Annotated in this window: 8 protein-coding genes, 1 tRNA gene and 1 pseudogene; all 10 read left to right on the plus strand. The window is 43.1% G+C overall.

Annotation, left to right across the window (positions count from 1 at the left end; translation table 11 throughout):
- Positions 1–162 (plus strand): annotated as a pseudogene (gene tuf, locus RCH20_RS01545) (elongation factor Tu); the annotation flags it as partial.
- Positions 163–564: 402 nt separating this feature from the next.
- Positions 565–640: transfer RNA gene (locus tag RCH20_RS01550), tRNA-Trp, on the plus strand.
- A 51-nt stretch (positions 641–691) separates the two neighbouring features.
- A complete protein-coding gene (secE, locus tag RCH20_RS01555) occupies positions 692–1,177 on the plus strand; it encodes a preprotein translocase subunit SecE (RefSeq protein WP_209956337.1) in 486 nt (161 codons plus the stop codon).
- A 107-nt stretch (positions 1,178–1,284) separates the two neighbouring features.
- Positions 1,285–1,815: a transcription termination/antitermination protein NusG gene (nusG, locus tag RCH20_RS01560; RefSeq protein ID WP_209956338.1), complete on the plus strand. Its 531-nt coding sequence runs from the start codon at positions 1,285–1,287 to the stop codon at positions 1,813–1,815.
- A 94-nt stretch (positions 1,816–1,909) separates the two neighbouring features.
- Entirely contained in the window at positions 1,910–2,341 is a 432-nt protein-coding gene (gene rplK, locus RCH20_RS01565) for a 50S ribosomal protein L11 (RefSeq protein ID WP_201556583.1), read from the plus strand.
- The gene (gene rplA, locus RCH20_RS01570; protein ID WP_209956339.1) at positions 2,341–3,042 is read left to right on the plus strand and encodes a 50S ribosomal protein L1; all 702 of its coding nucleotides are present in this window, start codon (positions 2,341–2,343) and stop codon (positions 3,040–3,042) included. Before rplK ends, rplA begins: the two co-directional genes overlap by 1 nt.
- A gap of 571 nt (positions 3,043–3,613) precedes the next feature.
- On the plus strand, positions 3,614–4,141 hold the full coding sequence (gene rplJ, locus RCH20_RS01575; protein ID WP_209956340.1) for a 50S ribosomal protein L10: 528 nt from the start codon (positions 3,614–3,616) through the stop codon (positions 4,139–4,141).
- A gap of 125 nt (positions 4,142–4,266) precedes the next feature.
- The gene (gene rplL / locus RCH20_RS01580; RefSeq protein WP_209956341.1) at positions 4,267–4,638 is read left to right on the plus strand and encodes a 50S ribosomal protein L7/L12; all 372 of its coding nucleotides are present in this window, start codon (positions 4,267–4,269) and stop codon (positions 4,636–4,638) included.
- Between the two features lie 747 nt (positions 4,639–5,385).
- A complete protein-coding gene (gene rpoB / locus RCH20_RS01585) occupies positions 5,386–9,504 on the plus strand; it encodes a DNA-directed RNA polymerase subunit beta (protein ID WP_209956342.1) in 4,119 nt (1,372 codons plus the stop codon).
- A 207-nt stretch (positions 9,505–9,711) separates the two neighbouring features.
- Entirely contained in the window at positions 9,712–13,941 is a 4,230-nt protein-coding gene (rpoC, locus tag RCH20_RS01590; protein WP_209956343.1) for a DNA-directed RNA polymerase subunit beta', read from the plus strand.
- Positions 13,942–13,964: the final 23 nt, after the last annotated feature.

Consider the following 13,964-nt stretch of genomic DNA (forward strand, 5'->3'; position numbering starts at 1 on the left):
ATCCAGTTACAAGACGGTACTGAAATGGTGATGCCTGGTGATAACGTTGAGATGGGCGTAGAGCTTATCCACCCAATCGCTATGGACAAAGGTCTACGCTTCGCTATTCGTGAAGGCGGCCGTACGGTAGGCGCTGGTGTGGTTGCTAACGTTAACGTTTAAGACTGAATGTAGTATTTAAACCGTTAGTCAAAAAGTCGCTCTCTTTATTGAGGGCGGCTTTTTTTATGGCTTTGAACAAGTAGATGTAATAGGTATAGTTAAAATACCTCAAAAACGCGACGGTACTGCTGGTATAAGCTTTTTGCAGCCTCTGTCTGCGTAGGCACAGCAAGCAAGAAAAACTTATGCCAGCAGTAGGTTATATATCGATATTACTTTTCATTGACTATATTTAACGAAGCAAAATACTACGAAAGCCAATTGATAGCGAGCTCGGTTTGGTACTCCATATTTTTGAGGGTTGTTATTAATAAAGCGGCGAATGGATTAATATGGTTAAATACTGCCTTAAAACTTGCATTCTAACTAAAAGCTTGTATAATTGTCAGCCTCAACACCCATAGGCGATTGGCTCAATTGGTAGAGCATCGGTCTCCAAAACCGAGGGTTGTAGGTTCGAGTCCTACATCGCCTGCCATCTTTTTATTATATTTTAGCTGCATACCACCATCTCCGAAGTGAGTCCTTTATGAGCAATGATCAAGATAACCTCGAAAATAAGTTATCTGATGCTAAGGCAGCCGATGGTGGAACGCTGACTAAAAATAAGCACATATCAGCGACCAATACCTCTGCGGTTGAAGTTGCTAAAACTGGCTCAGCAAAAGATGCTATGTTATGGCTACTGGCCATCGCAGTCTTAATCGGTGCGACTTTAGCCAATCAATACTTACCGGGTTACTGGCAGCCTGCCAATGATGTCTGGGTACGGATTGGCATTATCGTCGCCCTTTTTGTATTTGCACTGGTATGTCTTGCATTAACTAACCAGGGCCGTGCATTTAAAACCTTATTAAAAGACGCTGCCGTAGAACTACGCCGCGTTACATGGCCTGGTAAAGACGAAACCTTTCAATACACATGGCAAACACTTGTCGTGATCGCTATTGCTGGGTTTTTTATTTGGTTATTGGATAACTTCTTTAATTGGTTTGTTGGCTTATTTATTGGTTAAACAGCAAGTATTGAGTCCAAGGTTGCACATTGCAAGCTGTCTCAATTGCTAGCATTTAACTCAAATTTTACTTATAACGACTTATTTATAAAGATCAGGAGCGTGATATGCGTTGGTATATTGTCCAAGCGTTTTCAGGATATGAAAAACAAGTACAACGTTCATTAACTGATCGTATTAACCGTAGTGACTTCGCTGAGTCGTTCGGTGATGTGTTGGTTCCTACCGAAGAAGTCGTTGAAATGAAAGACGGCAAAAAGCGTAAGAGTGAGCGTAAGTTCTTTCCAGGATACGTATTGATCCAAATGGAAATGAACGATAATACTTGGCACATCGTTAAAGAGTGCCCTCGTATTATGGGCTTTATTGGTGGTACACCAGAAACTCCTGCACCTATTACTCAAGTAGAAGCCGATCGTATTTTAAACCGCTTGAACCAGACTGAAGCTGATCCACGTCCAAAAACTTTATTTGAGCCGGGTGAAGAACTATTGGTTATTGATGGTCCATTTACTGACTTTAAAGGGTTGGTGGAAAGAGTGGATTACGAAAAGTCTAAACTACATTTGACCGTAAACGTATTTAATCGACCCACCCAGGTCGAACTTGAGTTTAGTAAAGTTGAAAAACTAGACTAAACATTTATAAACCGGGGAGCTGTTGTTGAACGAGATACTGTCTTAATGACGTATTATAGTGAAGCTGGCGTTATCACCCATTTAGGAGAAAGTTATGGCTAAGAAGATTGATGGCTATATCAAACTACAAGTGCCTGCGGGCAAAGCAAATCCTTCACCACCGATTGGTCCAGCCTTGGGTCAAAAAGGCGTGAATATCATGGCGTTCTGTAAAGAATTTAACGCTGCGACCTCAAGCCAAGAGCCAGGTCTACCGATCCCAACTGTGATCACGGTATATAGCGATAAGTCTTTTACCTTCATCATGAAGTCACCACCAGCTGCGTTCTTACTACGTAAAGCCGCTGGCGTTACTAAAGGTTCTGGCACACCAAATACCGCTAAAGTCGGTAAAGTGAACCGTGAACAACTTGAAGAGATCGTTAAAACCAAGAACGCAGACTTAACTGCTGCCGATCTTGATGCTGCTGTTCGTACCGTTGCTGGTACTGCCCGTTCAATGGGTATTACCGTGGAGGGTATATAATGTCTAAGCTAACCAAACGCCAAAAAGAAATCAATAGCCGTATCGAAAACGAAAAATTATACACTATTGAAGAAGCGGTACAGATTCTAAATGATTTACCCGCTTTAAAATTCAAAGAGTCTATCGATATTGCGGTAAACTTAGGTGTTGATCCACGTAAATCGGACCAAGTCGTTCGTGGCGCTACTAACCTTCCTGCGGGTACTGGTAAAACCAAGCGCGTTGCTGTGTTCGCACAGGGCGCTGCTGCCGAAGCTGCTAAAGCAGCGGGCGCTGACATCGTTGGTTTTGAAGACTTAGCAGAATCAATCAAAGCCGGTAACATGGACTTTGACGTGGTTATCGCTGCTCCTGACGCCATGCGTGTTGTTGGTCAATTAGGTACGATCTTAGGCCCACGTGGTTTGATGCCTAACCCTAAAGTCGGTACCGTAACGCCTAACGTTGCAGAAGCCGTAACCAATGCTAAAGCCGGTCAAGCACAATATCGTGTTGATAAAGCAGGTATTATCCATACCACTATCGGTCAAGTTGGTTTTACCGCTGAACAAGTGATGCAAAATGCTCATGCGTTAATTGCTGATCTAAAGCGTGCCAAGCCTGCGACCTCTAAAGGCATTTTTATCAAAAAAATTACTATCTCAAGCACTATGGGCCCAGGTATCACTATTGATCCTATCCCTCATCGTGTTAATAAATAAGATAAGTAAATATTTAAGTAAATAATATTAAGTAAATAATATTAAGTAAATAATACAGGTACTTATTATCTAAATATTCTAAATAAGATGTTGTGAATAGTAAGTACCAATAAATTTTAAAGAATTAGGTCAGCGTGGCAATCGCTACGCTGTCTAAGACCGTAGGTAGAAAGCGGTTTAGAAGTATTCTTAACAGCTTTTAACGTTGTTGAAAATACTCATAAGCTGTTTCTTTAATCGACGCTAGATGAAAATCTTAGTTAGCCTACGCAGACGGTGGCCCACACAGTTTAAGACCGGAGCGGATAGGGCAGTGCTGTTATTGAGATACTAGCTATCAAAATATCAGCATTAATCTATCACTCAACGTCATTCTGATAACGGTGCCGTAATCAGTCGTTACTAATATGACCCAATTAATAAGCACTAGCTTTTTTTTGGCTTATTGGTAATGTGTCGTATCAAGTCAATCTCACTTTAAGGTCTATGTCTTTAAAAGTTTAAGGTGTCAAAATCTAAACAGTTAAAAGCTTAAGCATTAAGGCGATTGATAAGATCAAGGAGCAAACTTATGGCATTAACGCTAGAGCAAAAACAACAAGTTGTGGCTGAAGTGTCTGAAGTTGCTGCTAAGGCGTACTCAGCGGTAGCTGCCGAGTATCATGGTATTGGTGTTGCAAAGCTTACTAAGCTGCGCGAACAAGCCCGTGAACAAGGTGTGGTTTTGAAAGTGGTAAAAAATACCCTAGCAAAACGCGCTTTTGAAGGTACTAGCTTTGAGTGCATGTCAGACAGTCTGACTGGTCCATTACTTTTGGCTTTTTCAATGGAAGATTTGGGATCTGCAGCTAGAATCATTTTTGATTTTAGTAAAGATAACAGTGCCCTTGAAACCAAATTGGTATCAGTTGGTGGTGAATTATTTGGTCCAGAAGATCTAGAACGCGTAGCGAAGCTTCCAACTCGCGACGAAGCGTTGTCTATCTTGATGGCTACCTTGAATGCACCAGTGACCAAGCTTGTCCAAACTATGAACGCAGTTCCTAGTAAGTTTGTTCGCACCGTAGCAGCAATTAAAGACGCAAAAGAAGCTGCTTAATTGCTTGTTTTAACGTAACTTTAATATTGTCGGTTGTATTTTATTGTCAACCCTATTTTAAAATTTGGCAAGCAGCCTAAGCAATATTAGAATCAATTAATTTTATCAGATAACGGAGAGTTCTCATGGCACTATCTAAAGATGATGTGTTAAACGCAATCGCTGAAATGTCAGTAATGGATATCGTTGAGCTTATCAGCGACATGGAAGAAAAATTCGGCGTAACTGCTGCTGTTGCTGCTGCTGCACCTGCTGCTGCTGCTGACGGTCCTGCTGCTGAAGAACAAGACGAGTTTGACGTTATTCTTGCCAGCTTTGGCGAGAAAAAAGTTGCTGTCATTAAAGCAGTACGTGAAGCGACTGGCCTTGGCTTGAAAGAAGCGAAAGATTTGGTTGAAAGTGCTCCAACACCAATCAAAGAAGCTGTTTCTAAAGCTGATGGCGAAGAGTTGAAAAAGAAACTTGAAGAAGCTGGTGCAACTGTTGAACTAAAATAAGTTTAACACTGTACAAAAAAAGCTGGTGATGCCTTGCATTGCCAGCTTTTTTTTATTATAATTAATAGCTTGACCTTTTGTGTCTGCCAACTTACGTATGCATTAGCACGGTGGATACCCATCAAAAGGACAGACGATATACATGCAAGCACACATCCAAGTTTTTGAAACCAGATTAATTTAGGCTAAACGTCAATAGATGGATGTTTGGCACTTTTTTGCGTCTATATACTTTCCTATTAACATTATCGCTCATATTGATTCTAAAATTTATAGTCATCCCAATTATTATTAATTCTAAAAGCTATTGGTCCCCAGTAGTCTAGCATGATTTCACTGTCAGTAAATGGGCTCATAGACGGTAGATATCAGCGACGATATTACTTAGGATTATAAATAGCCCATATACATGATCCATTGCCGTTATTAATGGCAACTTAAGCCAAGTTACAGATTGAATCATTACTATTCAAACGGCAGCATCTGAGGATACGATATTTAAAAATGTATAACATTGAAATTTTCAATGTCAGCATTCATATCATCGTACCTAGGTGTTGCTTTTAAGACTAAACATGATGTGTTGAATGCACATTCATTGATAAGTACGTACTAGTTGCTCAGTATAATGAGCTAAGCATTAACAACCGTTTCTTTTATTATCGTTTACGTCGCTAAGTCTGCATAGTATTTATGCATGCTAGCCGCGCTTTTAATTTGTTTTCACGTTTACTGTAAGGACTCTCGATGGCATATTCTTATACTGAAAAAAAGCGTATTCGCAAAAGTTTTGCTGAATTACCTACTGTGATGGACATTCCCTATTTACTGTCTATCCAAGTAGATTCCTACGAGCACTTTTTGCAAGAGCACAAAAAGCCGAAAGCTCGTGAGAATACCGGTCTGCAAGCTGCGTATTCCTCTATTTTCCCTATCGAAAGTCACTCTGGTAACGCAGAGCTACAATTCGTTGAATACTACCTAGGTACCCCTGAGTTTGATGAGCGTGAGTGTATTCTACGCGGCTCAACTTTCGCAGCACCAATGCGGGTCAAAATCCGCTTAATTATCAAAGATAAAGACAGCAAAGATAAAGACAGTAAAGCAGCCATCAAAGATATCCGTGAGCAAAGCGTCTACATGGGTGAGATGCCATTAATGACCAATAACGGTACCTTTATTATTAATGGTACTGAACGGGTTATCGTATCTCAGCTACATCGTTCACCCGGTGTGTTCTTTGACCATGACAAAGGCAAATCACATTCAAGTGGTAAAGTACTGTATAACGCCCGCATTATTCCTTACCGTGGTTCTTGGTTAGACTTTGAATTTGATGCTAAAGATTTAGTCTTTGCCCGTATTGACCGTCGTCGCAAGCTATTGGCCTCTATTATTCTACGTGCACTAGGCCTAAGTACCTCTGAAATCTTAGATCTGTTCTTTGAAAAAGTAGCCGTTTATAGAGGCGAAGAGCAGTTTGAGATTGATCTGGTTGCTGACCGCCTACGCGGTGAAATGGCACAGTTTGACATTGTAACCCCTGCAGGCGATGTGGTCGTTGAGCAAGGCAAACGTATTAATGCTCGCCGTATCCGTCAGCTTGAAGAAGCGGGCATGACTAAGATTTCGGTACCTGATGAATACCTATATGAGCGTATTTTAGCAGAAGATATCATCGTTAATGATGAAGTCATCGCTAAAGCCAACACGCTTATTGACCATGAATTATTGGTCAAATTAAGCTCGTTTGAAGCCAGTGAATCTATCAAAGAAATCAGCATTCTATTCACCAATGATATTGATCAAGGCAGTTATATTGCCGATACCTTACGCGCCGATAGTACCTCAAGCCGTGAAGAAGCGCTAATTGAGATTTATAAAGTTATGCGTCCAGGCGAGCCACCAACGGTTGATACCGCTGAGAAGCTCTTCGATAGCATGTTCTTTAACGCTGATCGCTATGACTTATCTAATGTCGGCCGTATGAAATTTAACCGCCGTTTAGGCTTAGCGTTTGATGATACTGCCGACCCTGATATTCAGCGTGCGCGCAGTGTTTTGACCAACGGTGATATCGTCAATGTGCTCAAAGAGCTGATTGAGATTCGTAATGGTCGCGGTGAAGTCGATGATATTGATCACTTAGGTAACCGCCGTATTCGTTCAGTTGGCGAGATGGCAGAAAACCAATTCCGTGTTGGCCTAGTACGGGTTGAACGTGCGGTCAAAGAGCGCTTAAGCTCAGCGGAATCAGATAACTTATCACCACAAGATTTGATTAACTCTAAGCCCGTCGCGGCTGCGGTTAAAGAATTCTTTGGTTCAAGCCAGTTGTCACAGTTTATGGATCAGAACAACCCGTTGTCTGAGATTACCCATAAACGCCGTGTATCAGCACTAGGACCTGGTGGTTTGACTCGTGAACGTGCAGGCTTTGAAGTACGTGACGTACATGACACTCATTATGGTCGTGTCTGTCCGATTGAGACCCCTGAAGGTCCAAACATTGGCTTGATTAACTCATTAGCCATCTTTGCTAAGACTAACAGTTTTGGTTTCTTAGAAACCCCTTATCGCCAAGTGGTCGATGGTAAAGTGACTGATACCATCGAATATCTGTCAGCGATTGAAGAAGTGGGTACTGTGATTGCACAGGCCGACTCCCCAATGACCGAAGATGGCCTATTGAGCGATGAGATGGTCAGCGTTCGTAGCTACGGCGAATTTGTCCGTATGCCACCCGAAAAAGTGACCCATATGGATGTGTCACCAAGTCAGGTGGTATCGGTAGCAGCAGGCTTAATTCCATTCTTGGAGCATGATGATGCTAACCGTGCCTTAATGGGCTCGAACATGCAGCGTCAGGCCGTTCCTACTCTACGTGCTGATAAGCCGCTAGTAGGTACTGGTATGGAGCGCCATGTTGCGCGTGACTCTGGTGTCTGTGTAATCGCTAAGCGTGGCGGTGTGATTGAAGATGTTGATGCCTCACGTATTGTGGTACGCGTTAATGAAGATGAGATGATTGCTGGTGAAGCCGGTATTGATATCTATAACTTGATTAAATATACCCGTTCTAACCAAAATACTTGTATCAACCAACGTATTATCGTTAACCAAGGTGACGATATCGCCACCGGTGACATTTTAGCTGATGGTCCTTCAACAGATCTTGGTGAGTTGGCATTGGGTCAAAATATCCGCATCGCATTTATGCCGTGGAACGGTTATAACTTTGAAGATTCAATCTTGCTGTCTGAAAAAGTGGTCAAAGAAGATCGTTTCACCACTATTCATATTCAAGAATTGACTTGTGTGGCACGTGATACCAAGCTTGGTACGGAAGAGATTACTGGCGATATTCCAAACGTTGGTGAAGCCGCTTTATCAAGTCTTGATGAAGCAGGTATTGTTTATATCGGTGCTGAAGTAGATTCTGGTGATATTTTAGTGGGTAAAGTGACGCCAAAAGGTGAAACCCAACTAACGCCAGAAGAGAAATTGCTCCGGGCCATCTTTGGTGAAAAAGCCGCTGATGTTAAAGACACCTCACTACGTGTACCAACATCTAGCAAAGGTACGGTTATTGACGTACAAGTCTTTACCCGTGACGGCGTCGAAAAAGATGCTCGCGCCAAAGCGATTGAAAAATCACAGCTCGATAGCTACCGTAAAGATTTGAAAGAAGAGCTGCGTATCTTTGAAGCAGCAGCCCGTGGACGTATTGGTAATCTACTCGATGGCCAAAAAGTCAGCGGCGGTTCTGGCCTGAAAGCGGGTACCGTTATGGCCGCTGTTGATATGAAAGATATGAGTCTTGAGACTTTACTTGATATTCAACCGGTCGAAGAAGAAATTTCTGAGCGTCTAACCCAGATTGCCGAATATTTAGTCGACAAGCAAAAAGATATCGATAGCAAGTTTGCTGAGAAAAAACGCAAATTAACTTCTGGCGATGATTTAGCGCATGGCGTACAAAAAATCGTTAAAGTTTATCTGGCCGTAAAACGTCGCATCCAGCCTGGTGATAAAATGGCGGGTCGTCATGGTAACAAAGGGGTGGTATCACGTATCATGCCGGTCGAAGATATGCCGTATGATGAGCATGGTAATACCGTAGATATCGTACTGAATCCGCTAGGCGTACCATCACGCATGAACATCGGTCAGGTACTAGAGACCCATTTAGGAATGGCAGCCAAAGGCTTGGGTGAGAAAATTGATGGCATGCTCAAAGCTCAAGCAGCAATCACAGAGCTGCGTGATTTCTTAGACCAAATCTATAACAAAGTTGGTGGCGAAAGCGTAGATCTTGATAGCTTAACTGATGATGAGATCATAACGCTAGCAGGCAACTTACGTGGCGGTGTGCCAATGGGTACTGCGGTATTTGATGGCGCGCATGAGCATCAAGTCAAAGACTTGCTAGAGCTTGCTGGTCTGTCAAGAGATGGTCAGCAGACTTTATATGATGGCCGTACTGGTCAGAAGTTTGATCGTCAAGTAACCGTCGGCTACATGTATATGCTCAAGCTTAACCATTTGGTTGATGACAAGATGCATGCGCGTTCAACCGGTTCGTACTCTTTAGTTACGCAGCAGCCGCTCGGTGGTAAAGCTCAGTTCGGTGGTCAGCGTTTTGGTGAGATGGAAGTGTGGGCACTAGAAGCTTATGGTGCGACTTACACCTTGCAAGAAATGCTAACGGTGAAGTCGGATGACGTTGAAGGTCGTACTCGTATGTACAAAAACATCGTTGATGGCGAGCAAAGTATGGATCCAGGTATGCCTGAATCGTTTAACGTATTGACCAAAGAAATCAAATCATTGGGTATCAATATTGAGCTAAAACAAACCCATTAAGAATATCTGGCTGAATTAACATTAATTCAGCCAGTCAGTAACCTTAATGGTTAGCTAAAAGCAGCATGGCCCATCGCTGCTGCTTTTAGCCATTTATCTCAACCCTATTCATTGCCTTCATTCATTTTGTCAGCGCTGTGTTACATGGCACTAATAGTTCATTGGCCTGACACTGACAGATGATTATAAAGATAACGGAGAAGCAACTTGAAAGATTTACTCGATATCATGCAAAGCCCTACCAGCAATGGTAACCATGAGTTTGATAGTATTCAAATTACTCTAGCCTCACCTGACGTTATTAAGTCATGGTCGCATGGTGAAGTTAAAAAACCTGAAACCATTAACTATCGTACCTTTAAGCCTGAGCGTGACGGTCTATTTTGTGCCAAAATTTTTGGACCGGTAAAAGACTTTGAATGTCTATGCGGTAAGTATAAGCGTCGTAAATTCCAAGGCGTTATCTGTGAAAAATGTGGCGTTGAAGTCACTACTGCTAAAGTGCGCCGTGATCGCATGGGTCATATTGACCTAGCCAGTCCGGTTGCGCATATTTGGTTCTTAAAATCATTACCCAGCCGTATTGGTTTATTACTTGATATGACCTTGCGTGATATCGAGCGGGTTCTTTATTTTGAAAGCTACATCGTTACTGAGCCCGGTTTGACCAGCTTAGAAAAGTATCAATTGCTTGATGATGAAGATTATTTCAGAGCGCTAGAAGAATTCGGCGATGAATTCGTTGCTAAGATGGGTGCCGAAGCCGTACGCGATCTGTTAAAAGATATCGACTTAGATCTTGAGATTGATGAGCTGCGTGAAGCCATTCCGCAAACAGGTTCTGAGACTAAGCTTAAAAAGATGTCTAAGCGTCTGAAATTATTAGAAGCCTTCCGTGATTCTAATAATAAACCTGAATGGATGGTGATGACCATCTTGCCAGTATTACCACCAGATTTACGCCCGCTCGTACCACTAGAAGGCGGACGTTTTGCAACCTCAGATCTAAACGATCTCTATCGTCGCGTTATTAACCGTAACAACCGTCTGAAGCGTTTACTTGAGCTAAGTGCCCCTGATATCATTGTGCGTAACGAAAAACGTATGCTACAAGAATCAGTGGATGCCTTGCTTGATAACGGTCGTCGTGGTCGCGCGATTACTGGTAGTAACAAACGCCCGTTGAAATCTTTGGCTGATATGATCAAGGGTAAGCAAGGTCGTTTCCGCCAAAACTTGTTGGGTAAACGTGTGGATTACTCTGGCCGTTCGGTCATCGTAGTTGGTCCAACGCTACGTTTGCATCAGTGTGGTTTGCCGAAGAAAATGGCACTTGAGCTATTCAAACCTTTTACTTATAACAAATTGTTATCACATGGTTTGGCAACCACGATTAAAGCGGCCAAGAAAATGGTCGAACGTGAAGAGCCACAAGTGTGGGATATGTTGGCGATGGTTATTCGTGAGCATCCAGTACTTCTTAACCGTGCGCCAACGCTTCACCGTTTGGGCTTGCAAGCATTTGAGCCGGTATTAATCGAAGGGAAAGCGATCCAGTTGCATCCGCTGGTTTGTACCGCGTTTAACGCTGATTTTGATGGTGACCAAATGGCGGTTCATGTGCCATTGACTCTAGAAGCACAGCTTGAATCACGTGCCTTAATGATGTCTACCAACAATATCTTGTCACCTGCTAACGGTGATCCAATCATCGTACCCTCACAAGATGTGGTACTAGGTCTATATTATATTAGCCGCTCATCAGTGAACGCGCAAGGCGAAGGCATGATTTTTGCCACCGTCAATGAAGCATTGCGTGCGATCGGCTCTAACGATTTACATGTGAACGCCAAAATCAGAGTGCGGGTTACTGAAACCCATATCGATGAAGAAGGCAATCACACTAAAGAGATCAGCATCAAAGATACGGTTGCCGGTCGCCTGTTAATCTGGAACATCATGCCGGTAGGTATGGCGTTTGAAGAGTGTAATCAAGAGATGACTAAGAAAAACATCTCGCGCTTGATTAACTCTTGCTATCGTAAGATGGGTGTTAAAGACAGTGTTATGTTCGCTGACCAATTAATGTATCTTGGTTTCGCACAAGCAACACTATCTGGGGTATCGATTGGTCTAGATGACATGGTTATTCCGCCGATGAAAAAACAAATCATCGAAGTTGCTGAAGCTGAAGTTCGTGAAATTGAAGATCAATTCGAGCAAGGTTTTGTGACTGCTGGTGAGCGCTATAATAAAGTAGTCGATATCTGGTCACGTACTAATGACAAAGTCGCTAAAGCGATGATGGATAACCTGGCCATTGATACTGTTATCAATGCCAAGGGTGAAAAAGAAGAACAGAAGTCTTTTAACTCTATCTTTATCATGTCAGATTCTGGTGCCCGTGGTAGTGCCGCACAGATTCGTCAGTTAGCGGGTATGCGTGGTTTGATGGCTAAGCCGGATGGCTCAATTATTGAGACCCCGATTAAAGCCAACTTCCGTGAAGGCTTGACCGTACTTCAGTACTTCATCTCGACTCATGGCGCGCGTAAAGGTCTAGCTGATACCGCATTGAAAACAGCTAACTCAGGTTATCTAACCCGTCGTTTGGTTGACGTGGCACAAGATTTGGTTATCACTAGTGATGACTGTGGTACGGACCAAGGCTTGCTCATGACGCCGCACATTCAAGGTGGCGAGATCATTGAAAAGCTTGGTGACTTGGTATTAGGCCGTGTGACCGCTCGTGATGTGACTTATAACGATAACGTCGATAAAATCTTGATACCAGTCGGTACCTTGATTGATGAGCATTGGGTTGATGTACTCGATGACAATGCGATTGATGATATCTGGGTACGTTCAGTGATTACTTGTGACATCGCCCATGGCGTTTGCTCACAGTGCTATGGTCGTGACTTGGCCCGTGGTCATAAAGTTAATATCGGCGAGTCAGTCGGTGTTATGGCAGCCCAGTCTATCGGTGAGCCCGGTACCCAGTTAACCATGCGTACTTTCCACGTGGGCGGGGCAGCGAGCTCAGCTTCTGTGGACAACAGCATCTCTGTCCGTAACGGTGGCCAAGTACATTTTGAAAATATGAAAACCGTTGAGCATATTGATGGCCATTTGGTTATCGTATCGCGCTCAGCGGAAATCGCATTAACCGATGAGTTAGGTCGCGAGCGTGAGCGTTATAAAGTACCTTATGGCTCAAGCGTATTAGTGAAAAGCGAAGATCATGTTGAAGGTGGTCAAACTATCGCTAAATGGGATCCGCACACGCATCCTATTATTACTGAATTTGCGGGTAAAGCACGCTTCAGTGATATTACCGATGGTCTGACAGCGACTGTAAAAGTTGATGATGCCACTGGTATGAGCTCGTTTGAGATTCTTGCCAATCGTGACCGTTCAAGTTCAGCAAAAGACTTACGTCCAGCTATTATCTTGAATACTGACGCTGGCAAAGAAGTGGTTTACTTCTTACCTGCTGAAACTATTATTCGAGTTGGCGATGGTGAAGAAGTGGCTGCAGGTTCAATTCTGGGCCGCGTACCACAAGCGTCTTCAGGTACTAAAGATATTACCGGTGGCCTACCACGGGTTGCTGATTTGTTCGAAGCACGTCGTCCAAAAGATCACGCTATCATGGCAGAAATGACTGGTGTCGTGAGCTTCGGTAAAGAAACTAAAGGCAAAAATCGCTTTATTATCACCAATGAAGACGGTGAGATTCATGAAGAGCTGATTCCAAAATGGCGTCAAATTAACGTTTTTGAAAACGAGACGGTAGCGCGCGGTGAAGTGATCGCTGATGGTCCACAAAACCCACATGATATCCTGCGTCTGAAAGGCCAAACGGCACTTGCTGACTACATCGTTAACGAAGTACAAGATGTCTACCGCTTGCAAGGTGTGAAAATCAACGACAAGCACATCGAAGTTATTATTCGTCAGATGTTGCGTAAAGTTGAAATCACCGATGGTGGCGACTCAAGCCACTTCAAAGGTGATCAGGTTGAGTATGCTGATTTAAAAGCAATGAATACTAAGCTGGTTGCAGAAGATAAATTCCCAATCCAGTATGAGCGTCAATTGCTTGGTATTACTAAGGCCAGTCTAGCGACTGAGAGCTTTATCTCAGCGGCATCTTTCCAAGAAACTACCCGTGTCCTAACTGCTGCTGCCGTTACAGGTAAAGTGGATGAGCTACGCGGTCTCAAAGAAAACGTAGTTGTTGGTCGTTTGATTCCTGCTGGTACTGGTCTTGCCTATCATAAAGCGCGTAAAGAAAAAGCAGAACAGAAACTACATGACAAAGATATTAATGCAGCGTTTGATATGACAACTGCTAACAGCGATAGTAAAGACTTCTCTAGCTTTGATGAAGCCTTTGCTCAAGAGTTGAATCAAGGCAGCCAGTCTGAATAACTCTACGTTAATTTAGATAGGCT

The sequence above is a fragment of the Psychrobacter sp. PL15 genome (assembly GCF_035984995.1).
GTDB lineage: Bacteria > Pseudomonadota > Gammaproteobacteria > Pseudomonadales > Moraxellaceae > Psychrobacter.

Bases quoted from the DNA above. Each gene is read 5' to 3' on its own strand.
- secE (WP_209956337.1), top strand. From the start codon at position 692: ATGAGCAATGATCAAGATAACCTCGAAAATAAGTTATCTGATGCTAAG.
- rplL (WP_209956341.1), top strand. From the start codon at position 4,267: ATGGCACTATCTAAAGATGATGTGTTAAACGCAATCGCTGAAATGTCA.
- rpoB (WP_209956342.1), top strand. From the start codon at position 5,386: ATGGCATATTCTTATACTGAAAAAAAGCGTATTCGCAAAAGTTTTGCT.
- rplJ (WP_209956340.1), top strand. From the start codon at position 3,614: ATGGCATTAACGCTAGAGCAAAAACAACAAGTTGTGGCTGAAGTGTCT.
- rplK (WP_201556583.1), top strand. From the start codon at position 1,910: ATGGCTAAGAAGATTGATGGCTATATCAAACTACAAGTGCCTGCGGGC.
- rplA (WP_209956339.1), top strand. From the start codon at position 2,341: ATGTCTAAGCTAACCAAACGCCAAAAAGAAATCAATAGCCGTATCGAA.
- nusG (WP_209956338.1), top strand. From the start codon at position 1,285: ATGCGTTGGTATATTGTCCAAGCGTTTTCAGGATATGAAAAACAAGTA.